Source organism: Cellulosimicrobium sp. GQ32 (genome assembly GCF_059758455.1).
Genome location: NZ_JCAXEP010000002.1, coordinates 358,423 through 381,298 on the forward strand (window position 1 = coordinate 358,423; position 22,876 = coordinate 381,298).

General features: G+C 74.7%; 21 protein-coding genes and 1 riboswitch. Of the genes, 10 read left to right on the forward strand and 11 right to left on the reverse strand.

The genetic code is table 11. The features are described from left to right. Window positions 1-67: 67 nt before the first annotated feature. Window positions 68-826, forward strand: a complete 759-nt coding sequence (locus AC6CH9_RS05345; protein ID WP_498153976.1) for a response regulator transcription factor — start codon at window positions 68-70, stop codon at window positions 824-826. On the opposite strand, the gene AC6CH9_RS05350 is transcribed toward AC6CH9_RS05345, so the two are convergent. The 3 genes from AC6CH9_RS05350 to aspS form a co-directional block, all read right to left on the reverse strand. Continuing rightward, window positions 802-1,188, reverse strand: coding sequence for a hypothetical protein (locus tag AC6CH9_RS05350; protein ID WP_498153977.1), 387 nt, complete (start codon window positions 1,186-1,188; stop codon window positions 802-804). The two genes, AC6CH9_RS05345 and AC6CH9_RS05350, sit on opposite strands and share 25 nt — an antisense overlap. Then, entirely contained in the window at window positions 1,185-2,645 is a 1,461-nt protein-coding gene (locus tag AC6CH9_RS05355; RefSeq protein ID WP_498153978.1) for a glycosyltransferase family 2 protein, read from the reverse strand. Before AC6CH9_RS05355 ends, AC6CH9_RS05350 begins: the two co-directional genes overlap by 4 nt. A 258-nt stretch (window positions 2,646-2,903) precedes the next feature. Continuing rightward, entirely contained in the window at window positions 2,904-4,718 is a 1,815-nt protein-coding gene (aspS, locus tag AC6CH9_RS05360; RefSeq protein WP_498153979.1) for an aspartate--tRNA ligase, read from the reverse strand. 234 nt (window positions 4,719-4,952) lie between these two features. Between aspS and AC6CH9_RS05365 the strand changes: the two genes are divergently transcribed. Then, window positions 4,953-5,420: a PPOX class F420-dependent oxidoreductase gene (locus AC6CH9_RS05365; protein ID WP_498153980.1), complete on the forward strand. Its 468-nt coding sequence runs from the start codon at window positions 4,953-4,955 to the stop codon at window positions 5,418-5,420. A gap of 35 nt (window positions 5,421-5,455) precedes the next feature. Continuing rightward, a complete protein-coding gene (locus AC6CH9_RS05370; RefSeq protein WP_498153981.1) occupies window positions 5,456-5,770 on the forward strand; it encodes a DUF1330 domain-containing protein in 315 nt (104 codons plus the stop codon). A 73-nt stretch (window positions 5,771-5,843) separates the two neighbouring features. On the opposite strand, the gene AC6CH9_RS05375 is transcribed toward AC6CH9_RS05370, so the two are convergent. Genes AC6CH9_RS05375 through AC6CH9_RS05390 form a run of 4 tightly spaced genes read right to left on the reverse strand, consistent with a single transcriptional unit; the run spans window position 5,844 to window position 10,294 of the window. Continuing rightward, on the reverse strand, window positions 5,844-7,505 hold the full coding sequence (locus AC6CH9_RS05375; protein ID WP_498153982.1) for an Rv2578c family radical SAM protein: 1,662 nt from the start codon (window positions 7,503-7,505) through the stop codon (window positions 5,844-5,846). A 31-nt stretch (window positions 7,506-7,536) separates the two neighbouring features. After that, entirely contained in the window at window positions 7,537-8,766 is a 1,230-nt protein-coding gene (locus tag AC6CH9_RS05380) for a hypothetical protein (protein ID WP_498153983.1), read from the reverse strand. Further along, window positions 8,754-9,326 (reverse strand): hypothetical protein, encoded by a 573-nt coding sequence (locus AC6CH9_RS05385; RefSeq protein ID WP_498153984.1) that lies wholly within the window; start codon window positions 9,324-9,326, stop codon window positions 8,754-8,756. Before AC6CH9_RS05385 ends, AC6CH9_RS05380 begins: the two co-directional genes overlap by 13 nt. Continuing rightward, entirely contained in the window at window positions 9,323-10,294 is a 972-nt protein-coding gene (locus AC6CH9_RS05390) for a hypothetical protein (protein ID WP_498153985.1), read from the reverse strand. Before AC6CH9_RS05390 ends, AC6CH9_RS05385 begins: the two co-directional genes overlap by 4 nt. 155 nt (window positions 10,295-10,449) lie before the next feature. Then, window positions 10,450-10,569, forward strand: a riboswitch (TPP riboswitch). A gap of 109 nt (window positions 10,570-10,678) precedes the next feature. Between AC6CH9_RS05390 and AC6CH9_RS05395 the strand changes: the two genes are divergently transcribed. Genes AC6CH9_RS05395 through AC6CH9_RS05405 form a run of 3 tightly spaced genes read left to right on the forward strand, consistent with a single transcriptional unit; the run spans window position 10,679 to window position 14,020 of the window. Further along, on the forward strand, window positions 10,679-11,386 hold the full coding sequence (locus tag AC6CH9_RS05395; RefSeq protein ID WP_498153986.1) for an ECF transporter S component: 708 nt from the start codon (window positions 10,679-10,681) through the stop codon (window positions 11,384-11,386). Continuing rightward, window positions 11,379-13,235 carry an ABC transporter ATP-binding protein gene (locus AC6CH9_RS05400; protein WP_498153987.1) on the forward strand — a complete coding sequence of 619 codons (1,857 nt, stop codon included), beginning with the start codon at window positions 11,379-11,381 and terminating at the stop codon, window positions 13,233-13,235. The genes AC6CH9_RS05395 and AC6CH9_RS05400 overlap by 8 nt, the downstream gene beginning before the upstream one ends. Beyond that, on the forward strand, window positions 13,232-14,020 hold the full coding sequence (locus AC6CH9_RS05405) for an energy-coupling factor transporter transmembrane component T family protein (RefSeq protein ID WP_498153988.1): 789 nt from the start codon (window positions 13,232-13,234) through the stop codon (window positions 14,018-14,020). The genes AC6CH9_RS05400 and AC6CH9_RS05405 overlap by 4 nt, the downstream gene beginning before the upstream one ends. 30 nt (window positions 14,021-14,050) lie before the next feature. Here AC6CH9_RS05405 and AC6CH9_RS05410 read toward each other — a convergent pair whose 3' ends face one another. From AC6CH9_RS05410 to AC6CH9_RS05420, 3 genes are all read right to left on the reverse strand, one after another. Next, window positions 14,051-14,719, reverse strand: coding sequence for a peptidoglycan DD-metalloendopeptidase family protein (locus AC6CH9_RS05410; protein ID WP_498153989.1), 669 nt, complete (start codon window positions 14,717-14,719; stop codon window positions 14,051-14,053). Window positions 14,720-14,766: 47 nt separating this feature from the next. Further along, window positions 14,767-16,155 (reverse strand): histidine--tRNA ligase, encoded by a 1,389-nt coding sequence (gene hisS / locus AC6CH9_RS05415; RefSeq protein ID WP_498153990.1) that lies wholly within the window; start codon window positions 16,153-16,155, stop codon window positions 14,767-14,769. A gap of 73 nt (window positions 16,156-16,228) precedes the next feature. Further along, complete coding sequence (locus AC6CH9_RS05420) at window positions 16,229-17,014, reverse strand: MBL fold metallo-hydrolase (protein ID WP_498153991.1); 786 nt, start codon at window positions 17,012-17,014, stop codon at window positions 16,229-16,231. A gap of 210 nt (window positions 17,015-17,224) precedes the next feature. On the opposite strand from AC6CH9_RS05420, the gene AC6CH9_RS05425 reads away from it, so the two are divergent. From AC6CH9_RS05425 to ligD, 4 genes are all read left to right on the forward strand, one after another. After that, window positions 17,225-17,983 (forward strand): peptidylprolyl isomerase, encoded by a 759-nt coding sequence (locus AC6CH9_RS05425; protein WP_498153992.1) that lies wholly within the window; start codon window positions 17,225-17,227, stop codon window positions 17,981-17,983. Window positions 17,984-18,180: 197 nt separating this feature from the next. Next, window positions 18,181-19,893 (forward strand): DUF349 domain-containing protein, encoded by a 1,713-nt coding sequence (locus tag AC6CH9_RS05430; protein WP_498154126.1) that lies wholly within the window; start codon window positions 18,181-18,183, stop codon window positions 19,891-19,893. A 105-nt stretch (window positions 19,894-19,998) separates the two neighbouring features. Beyond that, window positions 19,999-20,631: a hypothetical protein gene (locus AC6CH9_RS05435; protein ID WP_498153993.1), complete on the forward strand. Its 633-nt coding sequence runs from the start codon at window positions 19,999-20,001 to the stop codon at window positions 20,629-20,631. 10 nt (window positions 20,632-20,641) lie between these two features. After that, on the forward strand, window positions 20,642-21,718 hold the full coding sequence (gene ligD / locus AC6CH9_RS05440; protein ID WP_498153994.1) for a non-homologous end-joining DNA ligase: 1,077 nt from the start codon (window positions 20,642-20,644) through the stop codon (window positions 21,716-21,718). A 45-nt stretch (window positions 21,719-21,763) separates the two neighbouring features. Here ligD and AC6CH9_RS05445 read toward each other — a convergent pair whose 3' ends face one another. Next, complete coding sequence (locus AC6CH9_RS05445) at window positions 21,764-22,870, reverse strand: ATP-dependent DNA ligase (RefSeq protein WP_498153995.1); 1,107 nt, start codon at window positions 22,868-22,870, stop codon at window positions 21,764-21,766. Between the last annotated feature and the right edge of the window lie 6 nt (window positions 22,871-22,876).

The following is a 22,876-nucleotide window of genomic DNA, read 5'->3' on the forward strand; positions in this document are numbered from 1 at the left end:
CGTGCGCGGGCTCCGCCACCTGCGGTTACGGTGGTCGGCAGCACTCGGGTCACACGGGGGGAGACGGATGGCGGACGACAACCGCACCGCGGTCATCGTCGAGGACGACGCGGAGATCCGTGAACTCCTGCAGACGGTGCTCGGGCAGGCGGGATTCACGACCGAGGCGGCGGCGACAGGCGTCGAGGGCGTCGAGCTCGTCCGTCGTACCAACCCTGTGGTGACGACCCTCGACGTCAGCCTCCCGGACATCGACGGGTTCGAGGTCTGCCGTCGCATCCGCCGCGTGTCGGACACGTACGTGGTCATGCTCACCGCGCGCACCGACGAGATCGACACGCTCCTGGGTCTCGACGCCGGCGCCGACGACTACCAGACCAAGCCGTTCCGGCCGCGCGAGCTGCGCGCCCGCATCGAGGCTCTCCTGCGGCGGCCGCGCCATGGCCTGCCCGCGGAAGGCGTGGACCGGCCGCGCACGGCCCTGCCGCCCGACGAGCCGGCCCTCGTCGGCGCGGACGGCCTCCTGCTCGACGTGCCACGGCGGACCGCCACGGTCGACGGCTCGCCGGTCCACCTCACGCGCAGCGAGTACGACATCCTCGGTGCCCTCGTCGAGGCGTCGGGCCGTGTCGTGAGCCGGAACGAGCTCGTCCGGGTCCTGTGGGGAGAGGAGTACGACGCCGGTACCTACGTCACGGACGCCGACCGCCGCAGCGTGGAGGTCCACGTCGCCAACCTCCGCCGCAAGCTCGGCGACGGTCCGACGGCGCCGCGATGGATCCGCACGGTTCGCGGGGTCGGCTACCGCTTCGACCCGACGGGCTGACCGAGCGCCGTCGGCGGGTCGCTCAGCAGCCAGGTCACCTCCTCGATCACGGTGCGGGCGACGGCACGCAGCTCGTCGAGCGCCCGGCGCTCGTCCGCGACGCGGCGCACGCCGCTCCGGTCGAGCACCCGGGTGACCGCCGCGCCCACCTCCTCGGCACCCACCATGAGCGACGTGGACCGCACCGTCAGGAGCGTGCTGCGCGCCTCCCTCTCGTCACCGCGGGCCAGCGCGCCGGCCGCGGCCTCGATCCGCGGGACCAGGAGGTCCCGGTAGGCCACGAAGAAGCGTCGGACCGCGTGCGCGTCCCCGTCGAGGTCGTCCGCGAGCGCAGTCCAGGCCCTGCGCAGGTCGTCCTTCACGCGAGGAGTCCGTGATGGCGCCGCACCAGCCGCCGCAGCATGAAGACGGTCTGGGCGATGGTGACGATCCCGAGGACCGGCCATCCGACGGCCAGCACCGAGGACCGGGCGTCCGGCGGAAGGATCGTCCAGGCCCAGAGCACGGAGGCCAGCCCGACCAGGGCGACGAGCAAGGGACTCAGGAACGCCCAGCCGCTTCCGCGCTCCGCCTTCGCCTGCGCCGCCCAGTTGTCCGTGCGCGACCGCGCGAGGAACTTCGCCCACGCGCGCGCGAAGTGCCCGACCCGGATCCACATGTAGAGCTCGGCGGGCACCAGGGTGGCCGCGAACAGCACGTCGCGCCACGTGCGGTCCTTGATCGAGAGGGCGGTCCGTACGTTCAGGGCCACGGCGACGACCGGCGGGACGAGCCAGACCGGCGAGAACTCGAAGGCGTGGATGCTCAGCGCTCCGGCGACGAGAAGGCCGAAGAGCAGGCGCGTGACGGCGTTGACGAGCATGCCGACGTTCTCCATCCACCGCAGTCGCAGGTTGGGATGGAAGGGCTGGCCCCGCGTGTCGCCCCGCTGCCCGGGCCACATCAGGTCGATGGCACCGTAGTTCCACTTGACCTGCTGGCCGTCGAGCGCGCGCAGCGTCGTCATGCCGCCGACGGTCGCGCGCGCGGTCGCCGAGATCTTCGTCGAGTAGCCGAGCGACTTGATCTGGAGGCTGAGGAGGGAGTCCTCGACCTCGGAGTCGGAGACCCACGGGTCGCGCTGGTGGTGAGCGAGCATGACCGCCTCGAGCGCCGACATGCGGAACAGCGAGGCCTGGCCGCCGAGGACGGCCATGTTCCGGCCGCGCAGGAGATTCTGCATGTTGAACGCGGCGAACTGGGCGCGCTGGCCGGTGAGCAGGAACCGGCTGAGCGGACCGCGGGGCGTGACGTTGTCGACGGTGTAGATGGCGGAGATGCCGCCGATGCGCGGGTCGGACGACATCTCGGCCTCGAGGCGCTCGACGGCGTCCTTGGCCAGCACGGTGTCGCCGTCCACGCCGAGGAGGTAGTCCGCGCCGTGCACGAGCCGGTAGCCGTAGTTCAGGGCGCCGACCTTCTTGTCGGCCAGGAGGCCGAGGTCGTGGACGTACACGCGCGTGGTCTGCTCGACACCGCGGCGGCGCGTCGTGTGCTCCCCGGCGAGCTTGGATGCCTTGGCGAAGGTGCGGTCGCTCGTGTTGTTGACCACGACGTGCACGACGTCCGGCAGGCGGGTCTGGCGCAGGATGCCCTTGAGCACGGACTTGATCGTCGATCCCTCGTTGTAGGCGGGGATGATCGCGCCGATGGTCGCGCGGCGGACAGGGGCCTGGACCACGACCTCGTCGGGCGTGAACTGGTAGCGGTCGAGCTCCGTACCGAAGGGCGCGGGCTCGTCGACGTCGACCGGGTCGCGGTCGGTGAGCAGGGCGGTCATGAGTGCCTCGTTCGTCGTGGGGTTCAACGAGCACGATCCTGCGCGCCCCGGCGCGAGGCACCCGCCGCGTCGGCGCAGCGAAACCTCAGGATCTGCTCAAGATCCGGGCGGGACGCCTGGCGGGGGCGTGGGCGCCGGCCTCGACCGGTCCGGGCGTCGTGCCTCGCTGCGACGGGGTTCGGGCCGGCGGCGTCCGGACGCGCCGAGGGCGCGCCACCCGGCGGGGATGGCGCGCCCTCGGCGTCGTGCGGGCTGCGGCTACGCGTCCGTGCGCCCGGTCGCGTCGTCGCCCTGGCCGCCGTCGCGCGCCGGGGCGGCGGGCTTCGCGTCGACGCCGGCCTCCTTGCGCTGCTCGGGCGTGATCGGTGCGGGGGCCTGCGTGAGCGGGTCGTACCCGCCGCCCGACTTCGGGAAGGCGATGACGTCGCGGATCGAGTCCGACTTCGTCAGCAGCGCGACGATGCGGTCCCAGCCGAACGCGATCCCGCCGTGCGGCGGCGCGCCGAACTTGAACGCGTCGAGGAGGAAGCCGAACTTCTCCTGCGCCTCCTCGGGCCCGATGCCCATGACGTCGAACACGCGCTCCTGCACGTCGCGGCGGTGGATACGGATCGAGCCGCCGCCGATCTCGTTGCCGTTGCAGACGATGTCGTACGCGTAGGCGAGCGCCTCGCCCGGGTTCTGCTCGAACGTGTCGACCCAGTCGGGCGTGGGCGACGTGAACGCGTGGTGCACGGCGGTCCAGGCCGAGTGACCGAGGTCGACGTCATCGTCCTCGCCCGTCGGCTTGAACAGCGGCGCGTCCACGATCCAGACGAACGCCCAGGCGTCCTCGTCGATGGCACCCGTGCGCTTCGCGATCTCCTGGCGCGCCGCACCGAGCAGCGCGCGCGAGTCCGACGTCTTGCCCGCGGCGAAGAACACCGCGTCACCCGGCTGCGCGCCGGTCGCGTCGCGCAGGCCCTCGCGCTCGGCGTCGGACAGGTTCTTGGCGACCGGGCCGGCGAGCGTCCCGTCCTCCTGGAACGTGACGTACGCGAGCCCGCGGGCGCCGCGCTGCTTGGCCCACTCCTGCCACGCGTCGAACTGGCGGCGCGGCTGCGACGCCCCGCCCGCCATGACGACCGCGCCCACGTACTCCGCCTGGAACACGCGGAACGGCGTGTCCTTGAAGTAGTCCGTGAGCTCGACGAGCGGGTTGCCGAAGCGCAGGTCGGGCTTGTCCGACCCGTAGAGGCGCATCGCGTCGTGGAACGTCATGCGCGGGATCGGCGTCGGGATCGTGTACCCGACGAGCTCCCACAGCGCGACGAGGATCTTCTCGGCGAGCGCGATGACGTCGTCCTGCTCGACGAAGCTCATCTCGACGTCGAGCTGCGTGAACTCCGGCTGGCGGTCGGCGCGGAAGTCCTCGTCGCGGTAGCAGCGCGCGATCTGGTAGTAGCGCTCCATGCCCGCGACCATGAGCAGCTGCTTGAAGAGCTGCGGCGACTGCGGCAGCGCATACCAGGAGCCCGGCGCGAGGCGCGCGGGGACCAGGAAGTCGCGCGCGCCCTCGGGCGTCGAGCGCGTCAGGGTCGGCGTCTCGATCTCGACGAACTCCTCGGCGTCCAGCACGCGGCGTGCGGCCTGGTTGACCTTGGCGCGCAGGCGCAGAGCGTGCGCGGGGGCGGGGCGGCGCAGGTCGAGGTAGCGGTGCTTGAGGCGCGCCTCCTCGCCGATCGTCTCGGTGTCCGCGAGCGCCGTGGAGACCTGGAACGGCAGCGCCTCGGACGTGTTGAGCACGACGACGTCGGTCGCGACGACCTCGATCTCGCCCGTCGGCAGGGACGGGTTCTCGTTGCCGTCGGGGCGGCGCGAGACCTCGCCGGTCACCTGGAGCACGAACTCGTTGCGCAGCGGGTGCGCGACGGCCTCGTCGCGGATCACGACCTGGGCGATCCCGGAGGCGTCCCGCAGGTCGATGAAGGCGACGCCGCCGTGATCGCGCCGACGGTCGACCCAGCCCGTGAGGGTGACGGTCTGACCGGTGTGCTCGGCCCGCAGTGAGCCGGCCGTTCGGGTGCGCAGCACGGAGGGTTCCTTCCAGGTGGGCGGTGGGGTTCGCGCTCCCGGGGGCGGTCGCGCGTCCGGACGAGTCTAGTGCGGGCGGGCGGGCGGCTCGACCGGATACCGTGACGGTGCCGCCGCGCCGCCAGGGCGCCGCCCGCGTCGTGCGTCCGGGACCTGCGTCCGGAGCCCGCGCTCGGGCGAGCGGCACCGGCGTGCGCCGACCGGCCCGCCGTCCGCACGAGGAGGGGTGACCCTGTGGCACGCACCATCGCGACGAACCGGCGCGTCGAGCGCGACGAGCTCGAACAGTTCCTGCGCTCCCGCCACGACGGCGTCCTGGTCACGACGCGCGCCGACGGCCGGCCCCAGCTCAGCCCGGTGACGTACGGGGTCGACGACGCGGGCCGGATCGTGGTGTCGACCTACCCGGAGCGCGCGAAGGTCGTCAACGTGCGCCGCGACCCGCGCGCGTCGCTGCTCTCGTTGGGCGAGCGCTTCTCCGACCCGTGGGTGCAGGTCGACGGCGAGGCCGAGGTGATCGACCTGCCGGACTCGGTCGAGCCGCTCGTCGACTACTACCGCTCCATCAGTGGCGAGCACCCGGACTGGGACGAGTACCGCGCCGCGATGGTCGCGCAGGGCAAGTCCCTCGTGCGCCTGACGATCACGCGCTGGGGCCCGGTCGCGACGGGCGGCTTCCCGGCGCGCCTCGCGGACGGCTGACGTTCCCGGCGGCGCGGCGGCGTAGCGTGCCGACCATGCCGATCACGCTGTGCGTCCTGCTGTGGCCCACGGAGGGTAACGCCGACCTGCTGGGCGAGTATGAGGACGACGTCCTCGCCCTGGTGCCGGTCCACGGCGGTCGGCTGCTGTCGCGCGTGCGGGCGCTACCCGGCCAGGATGCCTCGCTGCCGACCGAGGTCCAGGTCATCGAGATGCCCGACGACGACGCGCTCGCCGCGTACCTGGCCGACCCCGCCCGCGTGGCGCTCGCCGACGTCCGGGCCAGGGCCGTGGCACGGACGGACATCGTCCGGGTCGGTGCCGTCCCGCACCGCGACCAGCCTTCCTGACTCGACCACGGGACCCGCCGGGACCGCGGTCCCGGCGTCACAGGGTCCGCGACGCCCGGTCGGTGCCACCTGGTCAGAAAAGCACCTGCTCGACTCCCCCGCCGACGACGTCCAGGCCCCCGCCGTCGACCGGCATGCCCGCGAGGGCGCCGTCGTGACCGTGCCGGTCGGGCTCCGGAGGCACCCCGGCGAGGCTCCCGGTCGGGTAGGCGCCGTCCGTCGGCGGCCCCGCGTCGTGGTGACGGTCGCCGAGACCGCCGAGCTCGCCCCGGCGGTACCGGCCCTCGACGCCCGCGGGGCCACGGTGCCCGGAGACCGCGAAGCCACGCGCCTCGAGCATCGGGCGCACGCGGTCCCACAGCCACGACCGGTAGGCCTTCGAGGCGTAGGTCCCGCGCGCGTAGACGCGCTCGTACCCCGGCACGAGCTGCGGGTGCTCGCGCGCGAGCCAGCCCATGTACCACTCGCGCGTGCCGGGCTTGAGGTGCAAGGGCAGGACGGTGACGCCCGTCGCGCCGGCGTCCTTCACCGCGTCGAGCAGGTCGGTGAGCGCGCGGGTCGAGTCGGTCAGCCAGGGCAGCACGGGCGCGACCATGACGCCGCACGGCAGCCCTGCCTCGCGGACGGCCCGGATGAGGTCGAGCCGGGCGCGGGGCGACGGGGTGCCGGGTTCGACGCTCGCCTGGAGCGCCGGGTCGAGGAGCGCGAGCGAGACGCCGATCCCGACCTCGACGCGCGAAGCGGCGTCGGCGAGCAGCGGCAGGTCGCGACGCAGGAGCGTCCCCTTGGTGAGGACGGACAGCGGCGTGCCGGACCCTGCGAGGGCTTCGATGATGCCGGGCATGAGCCGGTAGCGACCCTCGGCCCGCTGGTAGGGGTCGGTGTTGGTCCCGAGTGCGACAGCGTCGCGGTCCCACGACCGCCGGCCGAGCTCGGCGCGCAGCACCTCGTCGACGTTGACCTTGACCACGACCTCGCGGTCGAAGTCCTCGCCCGCGTCCAGGTCCAGGTACTCGTGCGTGGGCCGCGCGAAGCAGTTGTGGCTCACGACCCCCGCCGCGACGAAGTCGCGCGTGCCGGTCGTGATGTCGACGAGCTCGGTCCCCTCCCCCGGCCCGTCGAGGGCTTCCAGCGAGTCGACGCGCAGTGCGTCGCCGCCCGTGACGTCGCGCCCCTCGAGCGCCGCCCCCTCCTGAGCGAGCGCCGCGGCGCCCGGGCCGACGAGCACGTCGCCGAGAGCGAGGTGGGCGCGGCGGCCCGCGCCGCCGACGACGTGGCGCCAGCCGCGCTCCGTCAGGAACCGATGGTCGCCGCTCGCGACGAGGCGCGTGCCGTCCGCGAGGGTCACGCGGTAGGCGCGCTTGCGGGTGGTCCAGCGATCGAGCACCCGCGTGCGCACGTACCGCCGGTACGCGCCGTGCGGCACGGTCCCCATGATCTCGTCGCCGACACGCAGCTCAGCGATCGGGCGCTGGCGGCCGTCGGCCAGGAGCACGGGGGTCGACGGGGCGAGGCAGTACGAGCACGCGTGGCTGCATCCCCGGTACGGGTTGACCGTCCAGCGGAACGGCATGCGCGACATCGCCGGGACCTTGGACAGCGCGCTCTTGGCGGTCACCTCGTGGAAGGTGATGCCTGCGAACTCTGGCGTGCGGACGCTGCGCACGAGGCCGACGCGCTCCAGCCCCGGGAGCGCGCCGTCGTCCGCACCGAGCGTCTGTCCGTCCCACCGCACGCACTGATTCGAACAGATGTTCGAATCCTTGTCAACGACGCAGCTCCCGGCGCAGCCACCAGCGGGCGATCCACGGGATCGCGGCCAGGGCGATCGCGGTCGTCAGGACGACGACGAGGTCGGTGGTCGAGGCCTCGCCCGCGGCGATGAGCGCACGGCCGAGGAGCCAGACGACGAGAGCCGACACACCGACGAAGACCCTGACGACGTACCCGAACCGCGGCGCCAGCCACCCGCGCGCCCGGGCGCCGAGGTCGGCGAGCGCCGTCCGCACGCGCGCCGTCGGTGCGGACGGGTCGGGCGGGCGAGGAACGACGTCGGGGTCGCGCGCCGGCAGGTTCACGACGACGTCGGCGCGGACGCGCGCGTCGATCGCCGTGGCGACCACGTCGCGCGTGAGCCCGGGGTGCAAGGTCGGTTCGACGGGGACGGTGAACCCGTCCGCCCCGGTGAGGAACCGCGCCCCGTCGGGACGGCACGTCATGACCTCGCACTCGTCGAACAGGACCGTCGACGCCCCCTGCGGGGTGACGAGGCTGACGCCCACGTCAGCCACCACCAGGAAGACCGGCGATCCCGCACGCGGGAACCTCCTGCCCACGAGCACGGCCTCGGACCAGGACGGGGCTGCGTCGAGACCTGCCCACTCGAGCGTCCTGGCGGGCACCTGGACCAGGGCGTCGGACCACACCTCGCGGGCCACGGCGCGCAGGTCGTCGACCGACAGCGCCTCGATCTCCGCCCGGCCGTGGTCCGGGTGCTCCAGCGGGCGGCCGTACAGGAGGCTCAACGCGTAGCCGGGCAGCATCTGCGCTGCCAGCTCCGGCGCGTCGAGCTCGCGCAGCATGCGCGAGCGCACGACGTCGAGCTCGTCCTGCTCGATCCGCCCCGCGCGCAGGCGCGCCAAGGTGTCCACGAACGCGCCGACGGCGGCGTCCTGCTGGTCGGGAAGCGTGTCGGCGTAGAGCGTGATCGTGGCGTGCTCGCCGTCGCGCGGCGTGTAGTCCGCGTCGGCGGTGTAGGAGTAGCCGCCGTCCTGGCGCAGGTCGCGGAAGAGCGCTCGGCCGGCGACCTGCGCGAACGCCGTCGCTGCCGCGGTGCGCGGCACGACCGCGTCGAGGACGATGGAGCCGTCCTGCCCGACGAACGACGCCGGGGTCGTCGGTAGCGCGGTCGTCGGCGCCGGGGTGGCGAACCGCGTACCCGCGGGCAGATCGATCGCGAGACCGGGAGGGACTCGGTCGTCGGTCAGGAAGAGCACGCAGTTGTCGCGCGTGAACCGCTCCCGGGCCCAGGCACGGACGTCCTCCGCGGTGACGCGCGCTGCGCCGAGCTCGTCGTACCCGGCGAGGCCGTATCCCCGCGCTCCGTAGCGCCAGACCCGCATCGCCCGCGCCGGGCCCCCGACCGGCCCGCGGCCTCGGTCCGTAGGATCCCCCTCTCGACCTCGAGCCGGTCGGTGGGCAGATCGCGCAGCGCGGAGCAGACCCCACCGAGGAATCGCACGACCTCGTCGGGAGTCCCCGTGACGTGGAACAGGGTGTACGTGTCGGCGGTGAGGCCGTTGGAGTGCACCTCGGTGAGGTTCTGGTCGAAGAGCGCAAGATGCTCGACGAGGTGGGTGATGCCCGAGGTCGCGAGCGTCTCGTCCGCCCGGCCGACCCGGAACACGAGCCCTGCCGTCACGTCTCCCCGGCGTGGGGCGAGCAGCACCGGCACGCCGTCGACCGTCGTCGACCCCACGAAGCCCGCGAGGTCGGTCAGGCCGGCCGCGTCGTTCCCGGGCGCCGACGGGCTCGTGCCGCTCGGTGCCGTGCTCATGCTTCTCCTTGTGTCTCGCTGCGGAACGCTGCCTCTCGGAAGCGCACGAGGTCACCCGCCGGGTCCTCGAGGTAGTCCCACGGTTCGGGGGGCACCCGCTCCCCCATCGCGCGGAAGTGCGGTGCGGCGGCGGCCGCGTGCCCGCCGAGCGAGTAGACGAGCGCGAAGGCTCCGTGAGCCTCGGCCCCCTGCACGCCGAGGGAGGCGTCCGGGTGCAGCACCGATCGTGCGGCGTGCTCTCGCAGCTCGTCCCGGACGGCCGCGGACGCGAGGTGCGCCCGGCCGGACCTGCTGTCGGAGTCGGCCCAGCGCTCGAGGTGCGCCGTCGCGACCAGGGCGCCCGCCGGGGAGCCGCTGGGGGAGCCGGCCGCGCACTCCCGTGCGAACGCGAAGGCGTCCTCCCACGTGCCGCCCCACTTGGGACACAGCTGCTGGAGCAGCTGCGCCTGTGCGGCGAAGACGTGCGGATGGTGAGCCGCGAGGCGGCGATACCGCCGCCGCGCCTCACCGTGCCCGAGCTCGAGCCCTCGCGCCGTGGCCAGCCGCGTGCTCCACGCCGGGGCGAGGTCGGGCCGCCGTGCGCACACGTCGACGAGCAGCCGCTCGGCGCGTCCGAGCATCGCGTGGAACTGCTCGAACTGGGCGGCAGAGACGTGCCGTGCACGGTCTCGCGTGCGGACCTCCCACCCCGCCCGCACGTAGCGGGCGGCGAGCAGGGTGACCAGCACGTCGTCCGGACGGTCCGCCACGCTGCGCTCCAGCCCTGACTCGATGCCGTCGAGTCGTGCCAGGTGCTCGACGACCGCCACCAGGTCGTCGACGCTGCCCACCCCGTGGAGCATGCATCGCAGGGCGTCCCAGTCCCCACGGCGCGCCGTCTCCCGGAACGGGGCCAGCACGGGGACCGCGTCGAAGGCGTCGACGATCGGCGGACCGAGGGTGGGGGCCCCGGCGGACGAGCTGGTCATGGCACCTTCTCCGGACACGGTGCGCGCTCCCACCCGGCACCCGACCTGGCGGCTCTCTCGCACGAGCGGACGCAGAGTAGCAGGCGCGGTGTTGCTGACGTCACACCGGGCCGCCGTGCTTGTCGACGCGCGGCCCAGGCCCTAGGGTCGCGGGTACACAGCCCCCGGGGAGCGCACGAGCGCTGAGAGTGCAGGCCGGACACCCGTCCCCCCTGCAGACCCGTGGAACCTGATCTGGTTCGTACCAGCGAAGGGAGCAGGGCCGACGTCACCGTCCCCTGCGCGCTCGTGCCCGCGCGCCCCGCGCGAGGCCGTGCGTGCGGACCGAGGCGGTGGCGCGCCGTCGTGCACCCCTCGCCCCGGGGGCCCGACGGAGGGAACCGCATGGCCGAGCCCCGCACCACCCCGCAGCAGACGACCCCGAGCGCCGCCCCCGGGGCGGCCGTCGGGACGACCGACGACCCGACCACCGGGACGGCGGTCCGCGCCCTCCCGGCGACGCCCCCGCGTGCCGCGCGCCGCCGAGGCCTGACCCTGCACGAGACGGTGCTGGTCGCCGTCCTCGGGGTCGTCTTCGGGTTCGTGTACTGGGCGTTCGTACAGCTCTGGGCCCCTCTGCAGCTCGCGATGGGCCCGCTCGCGGACCTCGCCGCGAACGTCCTCGCGGGCGCGTGGATCGTCGTCGGCCCGCTGACCACGTACATCGTGCGCAAGCCGGGGGTCGGCATCCTCGCCGAGACCCTGGCCGCGCTCGTCGAGGTCGTCTTCCTCGCCTCCCCCGCCGGGCCGCTCCTGCTCGTCGTGGGCCTGGTCCAGGGCCTCGGCGCCGAGCTGCCGTTCGCGCTCACGCGCTACCGCCGGTTCGGCTGGTGGGTGTTCGTCGCGTCCGGCGTGAGCGCCGCGCTCGTCACGTTCGCCTTCAACGCGGTGCGCTTCGGCTGGCTCGGACAGGACTACGCGATGCTCCGGCTGGGTGTCCAGGTCGTGTCGTGCGTCGTGCTGTGCGGCCTCGCGGCCCGCGTCCTCGGCGACGCGCTCGCCCGGACGGGTGCCCTCGACGCGTTCGCGATCGGCGCTGCCCACCGTGGCTGAGCGCGCCGCCCCCGACGCACCCGAGACCGCCTCTCCGGACGTCGCCCCGGGCGACGCCGTCACCGCCGAGGCCGTGACCGTGCACCTCGGGCACCACGGTGCCCTGGTGCTCGACGGCGTCGACGTCACCGTCCCGGCCGGGTCCAGCCTGCTGGTGCTCGGCCCGTCCGGGTGCGGCAAGTCGACCCTCCTGCGTGCGCTCGTCGGCGTCGTGCCGCACACGCTCCCGGGCACCGTCGCGGGCGGGCTCCGCGTGGCCGGCCTCGACCCGCGCGAGGTGCCGCCGCCCGTGCTCGCGGCCCGCGTGGGCCTCGTCCAGCAGCGGCCCGGCGACCAGCTCTGCCTGGCGCGCGTGGACGAGGAGCTGCGGTTCGCGCTCGAGAACCGCGGCGCCGACCCCCGCACCATGGACGACCGCGCGGTCGCCGCGCTCTCCGCGGTCGGCGCCGCGCACCTGCACGACCGCCCGACCCACGCCCTGTCGGGCGGCGAGGCGCAGCGCGTCGCGGTCGCCGCCGCGCTCGTCGCCGACCCGGAGCTCGTCGTCCTCGACGAGCCCACCGCGCTCCTGGACCCCGCTGCCGCCCACGAGGTCGGGGCGCTCGTCGCCGGCCTCGCCCGGGCACCCGGGCCCGACGGCGAGGGGTCGTCCCACGGGTCCCCTCACCGCTCCGTCGTGCTCGTCGAGCATCGCCTGGACGACCTGGGCGCGCTGCCCGACGCGACCCTGGCGCTCGGCCGCGACGGGCGGGTCGTCGCGCACGGCCCCACGCACCGCGTCCTGCGCGAGCACGCGCGCGACCTCGCCGACCTGGGGTGCTGGCTGCCGCTCGCCGTCCGCCTGGAGCAGGCGGGCGCCCCGGAGCCGCTCGGCTCGCCCGAGACCGACGACTGGCTGGTCGACCTCGTGCACGCCTCGCCGGTGCGCTCGACGACCACGGACCGCCCTCTGGACGCGGCCCCTGCGGCAACGCGCCCGGTCGTGCTCCGGGCGCGCGGGCTCGCCGTCCACCGAGGCGGCCTCGGCGCGGGACGCACCCGCCGGGGCGAGCACCCCGTCGTGCGCGACGTCGACCTCGACGTCCGCGCGGGCGAGGTGCTCGCCGTCGTCGGGCCCAACGGAGGCGGCAAGTCGACGCTCCTGCGCGGCCTGGCGGGGCTCGAGCGCACCACGGGCGAGGTCGCGACCGCGACGGGCGATCCCGTCGCGATGGTCTTCCAGGACCCCGAGCACCAGCTCGTCGCCCGCACCGTGCGCGAGGAGGTCGCCTGGTCGGCGCGCCTCGCCCGCCTCTCCGACGTCGCCGCGCGCGTCGAGGCGACCATCGCCGCGTTCGGGCTCGCGCACCTCGCCGACGCGAACCCGTACCGGCTCTCGGGCGGCGAGCAGCGGCGTCTGTCCCTCGCGACGGCGACCGTGCTCGACCCGCCGGTCCTCCTCGCCGACGAACCGACGTTCGGCCTGGACCGTGCCCAGGCCCACGCGGCCGCCCGCGTCCTGCGCGACCGCGCCGACGCGGGAGGCGCCGTGGTCCTCGTCTCGCACGACCTCTCGCTCGTCGCGGCGATCGCCGACCGGGTCGCCGTGGTCGTGGACGGCGCGCTCGCCACGGTCGCGGAGCCGCCCGCGGTCCTCGCCGACGACGCGCTGTGCGCGCTCGCGGGACTGCGCCGAACCCCGCTGCTCGACTGGTGGGCACGGACCGGTCGTGCGCGCGGCGTCGACCCGGGCGCGCTCGTACGCGCTCTCGACACCGCCTGCGACGCGGCGCGCGACGCCGTAGCGAGCACCGGAGGTCCGGGCGTACCGGAACCCGGGGCCCTCGTCCCCGCGGAGGTGGCCCCGTGACCGCGCTCCCTCCGTCCGTCCTCGAGCGCTGGAACCCGACGGTGAAGCTCGCCACCGTGCTCCTCCTGTCCACCGGCGCGCTGCTCGTCACCGACCCGGTCACCCCCGCGACCGCCTGGCTGCTGACGGTCGCGGCCCTGCTCGTGCTCGGCCGAGTGCCGGTGGGCACGCTCGCGCTGGCCCACGTCCCGTTCGGGGTCTTCGCGGCGAGCCTTCTCGTCGTCAACGTCGTGACCCGCCCGGGCGGCGACGACGTCGCGCTCGGGCCGCTCACCGTCGGCGCGGACGGCGTCACGATCGGTGCCGCGCTCGCCTTGCGCACGCTGTTCGTCGGGGCGCTGTCGCTCGTGCTCGTCCTCACGACCGACCCCGTGCGCCTCATGACGAGCCTCCACCAGCACGCTCGCCTCCCGGCGACCTGGACGTTCGCGGTGCTCGCCGCGCACCGGCTCCTCGTCGAGCTTCCCGACGCCTGGCACACGATCCGCTGCGCCCAGGCGGTGCGCGACCCCCGGCGACGTGGCGGCCGGCTCCCCCGATCCCCGCGGTCGCTGAGCGCGGCGGCCTTCGCCCTCCTCGTCGGAGCGGTGCGCCGGTCCGAGCGGCTGACGGTCGCGCTCGAGTCGCGCGGCCTGGGCGCCGGCCCTCGGTCGACGTCGCGCCCCGTGACCCTGGGCGCGCCCGACGTCGCCGCGGCGGGCGCGGTGCTCGCCCTCGCCGGGGCGCTCGTCGCGATCGGCGTCCTGGCGGGGTGGGTCACGGGGATCGGCGCGCTCACCGCCTGAGGCGAGCGCGTCGGGCGGGCCCGGACAGCCTCAGGCGCGCTCGACCACCGCTCCCTCGGCCGGGACCCCGATCTCGACCGTGCCCGTCCGGCCATGCCGCCCGTGCTCGCGGTAGGCGCGGAACGCGGGCGGCACGCCCCGCGCGACGTGGGCGTCGGGGCCGTCCATGACCTGGACGTGCACGTGCGGCTGCGTCGAGTTCCCCGAGTTCCCGCACCGTCCCACCACGTCGCCGGTCGTGAGCCGCTGTCCCGGGCGCACCGCGACCGACCCGCGCCGCAGGTGGGCGAGCACCACGAAGACCCCTGGCGTGCCCAGCGCGAGCACCACGTGGTTGCCCGCGAGCGCCGCGCCGCCCGCGCGTGCTCGGGACGCCTGCGTGAGCGCGTACCCGAGCAGCGCGGACGGCGAGCGCCGGGCCTCGTGGTCGGGTTCGTCGCCGTGCACCGCGACGACGGTGCCAGGGGCGGGGGCGAGGACGGGCAGGCCGAACGCGAGGAACCGCTCCGGCGGCTCGGTGCCGAGCACGGTGCGCCAGTCGCGCACGTCCGCGGTGCGCCGGCCGCGGACCGCGACGAAGTCGATCGCGTACGTCGTGGCGAACAGGTGCGTGCCGTGGCTCGGGACGCGCCGCGCCGGGCTGTTCTGCACGAGCCAGGTCCCGGTGAAGGGCAGCGCGAGCTCGACCGGTCCGGTCACGTCGCCTCCCCTCGCGCCCGGGCGTGCGGGCCGCCGTCGTCGGTCGGTCAGTCGGCCGCCGGCACCACGCGCGGGAAACGGTCCTCGGCCGGCGGCTCCCACGTCGCCGGGTCGGCGTCCAGCTGCTCGCCCGAGCGGATGTCCTTCACCTGGTCCGGCGAGCGCGTCCCGTCCTCCTCGACGCGCCCGGGAAACCAGACGAACGGGATCCCGCGCCGGTCGGCGTAGCGGATCTGCTTGCCGAACTTGGCGGCGGCCGGCGCGACCTCGACCGGGACGCCCCGTGACCGCAGGGCGGACGCGACGGCGTCGGACGCACCGCGCGTCTCCTCGCTCGTGACCGCGACGACGACGGCGCTCGGCACGGAGCGCGTCGCCCGGACCAGGCCCGCGGACAGCAGTCGGGAGACGAGGCGGGACACGCCGATCGACAGGCCGACGCCGGGGTAGGTGTTCGCGCCGTCGGACGCGAGCGTGTCGTACCGGCCGCCCGAGCAGATCGACCCGAGCTGCTCGTGGCCCACGAGCACGGTCTCGTAGACGGAGCCCGTGTAGTAGTCGAGCCCGCGCGCGATCTTGAGGTCCGCGACGACGACGCCCGGGGCGCGCACGCTCGCGGCCTCGATCAGCGCGCCGAGCTCGCCGAGCCCGGTCTCGAGCAGGTCGCTCTCCACGCCGTGCTGGGTAGCGAGCGCCCGCACGCGGTCGACGACGCCCGCGTCGCTCCCGCTGATCGCGGCGAGGGCGAGGCACGCCTCGGCCTGCTCGGTCGTGGTGCCTGCCTCCGAGACGAGGAGCGCCGCCACCTTCTCGGCGCCGATCTTGTCCAGCTTGTCGATCTGGCGCAGCACCTCGTCCACGGCACCGATCCCCAGGCCGCGGTAGAAGCCCTCGGCGACGCGGCGGTTGTTCACCAGGACGCGGACCTCGGGCACACCGATCTCGCGCAGCGCGCCGAGCGCCTCCGCCATGACGAGCGGCAGCTCGACCTCGTAGTGGTAGGGCAGCTCACCCGCGCCGACGACGTCGATGTCCGCCTGCGTGAACTCGCGGAAGCGCCCGTCCTGGGGGCGCTCGCCGCGCCACACCTTCTGGATCTGGTACCGCTTGAAGGGGAACGCGAGGTGCCCGGCGTTCTCGAGCACGTAGCGCGCGAACGGGACCGTGAGGTCGAAGTGCAGGCCGAGCTGCTTGTCGCTCCTGCTGGCACCCTCCGTCTCGCCGGCCTCCTCCTGGAGGCGACGCAGGACGTACACCTCCTTGGACGTCTCGCCCTTGCGCAGGAGCTGGTCGAGCGGCTCGACCGCGCGCGTCTCGATCCCGCCGAACCCGTGCAGCTCGAACACCCGCCGCAGGGTGTCGAGGACGTGCTGCTCGACGATCCGTCCGTCGGGGAGCCATTCGGGGAAACCTGAGAGGGGTGTGGGCCTGGCCATGGGTCAGATCTTCCCAGACCCGGGCACGGTCGTCCGCATCGTCCCGGCCGACGGACGGGCCGGACCGCGCACGTCAACCGGCGAGGAAGGGGTTGGTCGCGAGCTCGCGCGCGACCGTCGTCGCGGGGCCGTGGCCGGGCAGCACGTCCCAGGCGGGGTCGAGGCGCCCGACGACGTCGCGCAGCGTGCGGGCCATCGTCGCGCCGTCCCCGCCCGGCAGGTCGGTGCGACCGACGGACCCCGCGAAGAGGACGTCACCGCTCAGCACGATCCCCGCGCCCGGCTCGCCCACGACGTAGAGGGTCGACCCCTCCGTGTGGCCCGGTGCGCCGACCCCGCGCAGGACGAGGTCGCCCCAGCGCAGCTCCCCCTCCTCGCCCGCCGCGAGGTCGAACGTCTCCACGCGCGCGGGCTCGCGATAGTCCTCTGGACGGGCCCCGGCCGCGGCGAGCGCCGCGCCGAGCGGACCCGAGACGAGCGAGCGCTCGCCGCGGTCGCCGGTGGACGATCCGTGCTCGAGGCTGCCGAACGGGTCGGCGAGCCGGTACGCGTCGGCGACGTGCAGGACGACGGGCACGTCGAACCGGTCCGCGAGCACCGCCGCGTCCCAGGTGTGGTCCACGTGCCCGTGGGTCGCGAGCACGGCCCGCGGCACGAGGCCGGACGAGGCGACGTGCGCCGCGACGTCGTCGGCGGTCCCCGCGCCCGCGTCGACCACCACGCAGTCGCCGCTCGGCGCGCCCACGACCGTGCAGTTGGTCCCGAAGACGGGCGCGACGACGACGTGCAGCGTCACCGCGGGGGCGCCCGCCGCGTCGTCGGGCGGGGGCTGCGGCGTCGTGCCGGAGGGTCGGTCCACGCGCCCGAGCGTAGCCCGCGGGCGTCAGCGGGTCGCCGTCCGCGGGCTCGGGACCTGCGGGGCACCCGGCCGGTCGATACCGGACCGTGACCTGCGCACGGCAAATCCACCCGCCACCAGGGCGCTCGGTGCCTAGACTGTCCCCTACCGACCGCGGCCGCACCGGGGTCGACCGTGCGCGCCACGACGGCGCCGGACGAAGGAGCTGGGGTGTCGACGAAGAGTCGCGAGCGCGAGCAGGCGCGCCGTCGTGAGGAGAAGTGGGACCGTCACGTGGCCCAGCTCCGCGCGAAGCGCCAGCGGGCCTGGTCGATCGTCGGCGTCGTCGCGGCGCTCGTGGTGATCGGCGTCGCCGTGTGGTGGGCGCTGTCCGCCACCCAGGCGCCGGGCACCGACGCGGGTGGCACCGGCGACGGGACGGCGCCCTCGGCCTCCGGCGAGCACACGCTGCCTCCCGCGTCCGCGGCGGAGGGGCGCGAGTGGACCTCGACGCTCACGACGAGCGCGGGCGACCTCACGCTGACGCTCGACGGCGCCGCGGCCCCGCAGGCTGTCGCAAGCTTCGTGTCCCTCGCGGAGTCCGGGTACTTCGACGGCACGTCGTGCCACCGTCTCACGACGTCGGGCATCTACGTGCTCCAGTGCGGCGACCCGACCGGCACGGGGACCGGCGACCCGGGCTACTCGTTCGGCCCCATCGAGAACGCCCCGTCCGACGACGTGTACCCCGCGGGGACCGTCGCCATGGCGCGCCAGGGCGGGAACGCCGAGTCGATGGGCTCCCAGTTCTTCCTCGTCTACGAGGACTCGACCATCCCGTCCGACGCGGCGGGTGGTTACACGGTGTTCGGCACCATCACGTCCGGCCTGGACGTCGTCCAGGCAGTCGCTGACGCGGGGACGCAGGACGGATCCGGCGACGGCTCCCCCGCCACCCCGGTCACCATCGAAGGAGTTGAGACCCAGTGAGCGATCCCGCCCAGGACCAGGCGAGCACGCCGGCACCGGAGCCCGCGGAGGCGAGCGAGACCGGACGGGTCGACGCGACAGACGTGGAGCCGACGGACGCCCCCGCCGCCACCGACGCGACCTCCGAGGCCGCCGACGCGACCGAGGTCTCGACGCCGCAGACGCCGTCGCCCACGGCCGAGCAGTCCGCCGCCGAGCTGCCCGCCGAGGACTCCGCTACCGAGCAGCAGCCCGATGCGGCGTCGCCGGAAGCAGCAGCAGATGATGCGGCCGCAGACGCGGACGCCGCGGCGAGCGCCGAGGAGACTGCTCCGGCCGTCGCCGAGCCCGCCGACGAGACTGTTGACGCGCCCGTCGCCGACACGGAGCCGACCGCCGAGCCCGTCACCGAGACCGAGCCTGCCGAGGCGCACGACGCCGAGAGCCCTGCGGCCGAGGACCCAGCGCCCTCCGCCGCCGACACGGACGCCGCCGAGACCGAGGCCGCGGCGGTGCCGAAGCCCGCCGCTCCGCGACCGGGCCCCCGCCCCAAGCCGTCCGCCGTGCCCCACCCGCCGCGCAAGCCCGCCCCGGCGGCAGCGGGCGTCCAGGCCACCCCGGCGTCCGCGCCCGAGGTGCCTGCGGTCCCCGCGCTCGCCGACGACTCGGCGGCAGCGAAGGCCGCCGCGGAGTTCGGCCGCGTGGACGAGGACGGCACGGTCTACGTCCGCGAGAGCGCGGGCGAGCGCTCCGTCGGTCAGTTCCCCGGTGTCGACACCGCGGAGGCGCTCGTGCTGTACGTGCGGCGCTACCTCGACCTGCAGGCGAAGGTCGCGCTCTTCGAGGCGCGTCTGACGAGCACCGACCTGTCGGTCAAGGAGATCGACCAGACGATCGCCCGTCTCACCGAGGAGACCGCCGAGCCGTCCGCGGTCGGCGACCTCGACGGCCTGCGCGCACACGTCGAGTCGCTGCGCGGTGCCGCGGCCGAGCGCCGCGGCCAGCTCGAGGCGGAGCGCGCCGCCGCCAAGGCGGCCGCTCTCGAGGCCCGGACCGAGATCATCGAGGCAGCCGAGAAGATCGCCGCGACCGACCCGAGCCGCATGCAGTGGCGGCCCGCCGGCGAGGAGCTTCGCGGCCTGCTCGACCGCTGGAAGGAGGCGCAGCGCTCCGGCCCGCGCATCGACCGGGCGAGCGAGGAGGCGCTCTGGAAGCGGTTCAGCCACGCCCGGACCGCGTTCGACCGCGAGCGCCGGCACTACTTCGCCGAGCTCGAGCAGCGCAACGCCTCCGCCAAGGCCGCCAAGGAGAAGCTCGTCGCCGAGGCCGAGGCGCTCTCGTCGAGCACTGACTGGGGGCCCACGGCCGGCGCGTACCGCGACCTCATGGCGCGATGGAAGGCCGCCGGTCGCGCGAGCCGCAAGGACGACGACGCGCTGTGGGCCCGGTTCCGCGCCGCGCAGGACACGTTCTTCCAGGCTCGTGACGCGGTGAACTCGGCCACCGACGCCGAGTACGCCGCGAACCTCGAGGTCAAGGAAGCGCTGCTGGCCGAGGCGGAGAAGCTCGTCCCGGTCAAGGACCTCGGGGCGGCGAAGGCCGCGCTGCGCGACCTCCAGGAGCGCTGGGAGGAGGCCGGCCGCGTGCCGCGCGGCGACCTGCAGCGCGTCGAGGGCCGCCTGCGCGCCGTCGAGAACGCCGTCCGCGACGCCGAGCAGGCGCAGTGGACGCGGACCAACCCCGAGACGCGTGCGCGCGCCGAGGGCGCTGCGGCGCAGCTGGAGTCCGCGATCGAAGGGCTCGAGGCGGACCTCGCGGCCGCGCAGGGCCGCGGCGACGCACGCGCGGTCAAGGACCTCGAGACCGCGCTGACCGCGCGTCGTGCCTGGCTCGAGCAGGTCGTGCGTGCGGCGGAGGACTCGCGCGGCTGACGCCGCCGTCCTTCACCATCTGCTCGGCCCGGAGGGGCCGGCACTCGTCCACAGGCGAGCGCCGGCCCCTTTCGCGTACCGGGGCCGAGGGTGCACGGTGTGCGCATGCTGCCTGCCCCTCGCGCCACCGCACCCGCCACCGGAGCCGCCGCAACCCTGGCGCACCTCCTCACGCCGCGCAGCTCCGACGTGGGGCTCCTGGTCGTACCGGCCGACGTCGGCGGGCGCGCGGCCTTCCAGGACCTCGTGAGGTCCGGCGCGCTCCGAGCCCTCTGGGGCGACGTCGCCGCGCCCGCGCGCGTGCCGGACACGCCGACCCTCCGCGCGGTCGCCGTCCGCGACCTGGTTCCGCAGGGGACGGTCCTCGCCGGGAGCGCCGCGGCCTGGGTGCTGTGCGGCTCGCCGGCGCCGCGCGTGCTCGACGTCGTGTACCCGCCGGGTCGGCACCGCCCCGCACCGCTCGCGGGCCGAGCGCTGCGCCAGTCGCACGTGCTGCGCGACGACCGGACCCTGGTCGCGGGGGTGCTGGTCACGTCGGTCGTACGCACCGCCCTCGACGTCGCGACGCGGTGCGAGACCGACGAGGCGTTGGGCATCCTCCGCCGACTGCGCCACGTGTGCGGGCTCGAACCCCGGCTCGCGGCCCGTTCGCTCGAGCTGCGCCACCGGTGGGCCGAGCGGCCGCGAGCGCGACGTACCCTCGCGCTCCTGCTCGCCGGGGAGGACGACCCGGTCTAGGTTGGTCGGCATGGCCGCAGCCACGACACCTCCTGTGGAGCTCGACGTCCGAGGTCGGACGGTGCGCGTCACGAGCCCGGACCGCGTCGTCTTCCCCGCGCGAGGAGTGACCAAGCTCGACGTCGTGCAGTACTTCCTCAGCGTCGGGGACGGGATCCTCGGTGCCCTGGTCGACCGCCCGACCACGCTCGAGCGCTGGCCCAAGGGCGTGTTCGAGGGGGCGCGGATGAGCACCCGCACCGACAACACCGGCGACGCGTTCTACCAGAAGCGCATCCCCAAGGGCGCGCCCGACTACGTGCGCACCGCACGCATCGCCTTCCCGAGCGGACGGACCGCCGACGAGGTGTGCCCGACCGAGCTCGCCGTCGTCGTGTGGGCCGCGAACCTGGGGACCCTGACGTTCCACCCGTGGCCCGTGCGAGGCGAGGACGTCGAGGCCGTGGACCAGCTCCGCATCGACCTCGACCCCCAGCCCGGGACCGACTTCGACGACGCCGTGCGCGTCGCACCGCACCTGCGCGAGGTGCTCGACGAGCTGGGCCTTCCCGGGTACCCGAAGACGTCGGGAGGGCGCGGGATCCACGTCTTCGTGCCGATCGCACCGGAGTGGGACTTCGTCGCGGCACGCCGCGCGACGATCGCGATCGGTCGCGAGCTCGAGCGTCGCCTCCCGGAGCAGGTCACCACCAAGTGGTGGAAGGAGGAGCGCGGCGCCAAGATCTTCGTCGACTACAACCAGATGGCTCGCGACCGCACCATCGCCTCGGCATACTCGATCCGCTCCAACCAGCGTGCGACCGTGTCCGCTCCCCTGCGCTGGGAGGAGCTCGGTGACGTCCACCCTGACGACTTCGACGTGCTGTCGATGCCTGCGCGCTTCGCCGAGGTCGGCGACCTGTTCGCGCCGCTGCGCGCCGACCGTGACGACCCGGGGGCGTCGCTCGAGCCCGCCCTGGAGCTGTCCCGGCGCGACGAGGCCGAGCACGGGCTCGGAGACCTGCCCTATCCCCCGGAGTACCCGAAGATGCCGGGCGAGCCCAAGCGCGTGCAGCCGAGCAAGGACCGCGACCGGCCCCACGCCTAGCGGCCGGCGTCCCCGGCCGGCGCGGGCCGCAGCGCGTCCCGCGCGTCAGACGACGCCCGGAGCGCCCGGGAGGATGTCGGTGAGGTCGTAGCGCACGGGCTCCTCGAGCTGGTCGTAGGTGCACGACGCCGGGTCGCGGTCGTCGCGCCAGCGCCGGAACTGCGCCGTGTGCCGGAACCGCGTGCCCTCCATGTGGTCGTACGCCACCTCCAGCGCGCGCTCGACGCGCAGCGGAGTGAACGACAGGTCCTTGCCAGAGCTCCACCGCGACACCGCGCCCGGCATCCGCTCGCCCGCGGGATTCTCCCATCCCGACCACGGGTGCGCGTCGGCCTCCGGCGTGCCCGGCTCGACGACCAGCGGGGCGAGCTCGGTCACGAGCGCGGCCCGGCGCGCCGCCGGGAAGGACGCGGCGACGCCCACGAACTGGAGCTGACCGCCGTCGTCGTACAGCCCGAGCAGGAGCGAACCGAGCAGCGGCTTCGCGGGCGTCGACGTCTTGTGCAGCCGGTACCCCGCGAGCACGACGTCCGCCTCTCGCCCGTGCTTGATCTTGAGCATCGCGCGCTTGTTGGGCTGGTACGTCCCGTCCAGCGGCTTCGCGACGACGCCGTCCAGCCCCGCTCCTTCGAAGGTGTCGAACCACTCGCGCGCGACCGCGACGTCACGGGTGCGGGGGGTGGCGTGCACGGCGGGGCCGTCGAGACCGAGCGAGTCCAGCACCTCGTGACGGCGCGCCAGCGGCTCGCCCGTGAGGTCGTCGTCACCGAGCGCGAGCACGTCGAACACGACGAGCGCGGCGGGCGTCTGCTCCGACAGCAGACGGACCCGGGAGGCCGCAGGGTGGATCCGCTGCTGGAGCACCTCGAACTCGAGACGCCCGTCCCGGGCGACGACGATCTCCCCGTCGACGACGCAGCGTGGCGGGAGGGTCGCGAGCACCGCCTCGACGACCTCCGGGAAGTAGCGCTCCATCGGCCGCGCGTTGCGGCTGTCGAGGCGCACCTCGTCGCCGTCGCGATACACGATCGCGCGGAACCCGTCCCACTTGGGCTCGTAGACGTACCCGCCCTCCACGGCGTCGGGCTCGGGCACGTCGGGCACGGACTTCGCGAGCATGGGCAGCACGGGAGGCATGACGGGCAGGTCCATGTGCCG

Coding starts and splice junctions, on each gene's coding strand:
- AC6CH9_RS05355 (WP_498153978.1), bottom strand. CDS start 2,645: ATGACCGCCCTGCTCACCGACCGCGACCCGGTCGACGTCGACGAGCCC.
- AC6CH9_RS05390 (WP_498153985.1), bottom strand. CDS start 10,294: ATGACCAGCTCGTCCGCCGGGGCCCCCACCCTCGGTCCGCCGATCGTC.
- AC6CH9_RS05385 (WP_498153984.1), bottom strand. CDS start 9,326: ATGAGCACGGCACCGAGCGGCACGAGCCCGTCGGCGCCCGGGAACGAC.
- hisS (WP_498153990.1), bottom strand. CDS start 16,155: ATGGCCAGGCCCACACCCCTCTCAGGTTTCCCCGAATGGCTCCCCGAC.
- AC6CH9_RS05370 (WP_498153981.1), top strand. CDS start 5,456: ATGCCGATCACGCTGTGCGTCCTGCTGTGGCCCACGGAGGGTAACGCC.
- AC6CH9_RS05445 (WP_498153995.1), bottom strand. CDS start 22,870: ATGGACCTGCCCGTCATGCCTCCCGTGCTGCCCATGCTCGCGAAGTCC.
- AC6CH9_RS05435 (WP_498153993.1), top strand. CDS start 19,999: ATGCTGCCTGCCCCTCGCGCCACCGCACCCGCCACCGGAGCCGCCGCA.
- AC6CH9_RS05345 (WP_498153976.1), top strand. CDS start 68: ATGGCGGACGACAACCGCACCGCGGTCATCGTCGAGGACGACGCGGAG.
- AC6CH9_RS05395 (WP_498153986.1), top strand. CDS start 10,679: ATGGCCGAGCCCCGCACCACCCCGCAGCAGACGACCCCGAGCGCCGCC.
- ligD (WP_498153994.1), top strand. CDS start 20,642: ATGGCCGCAGCCACGACACCTCCTGTGGAGCTCGACGTCCGAGGTCGG.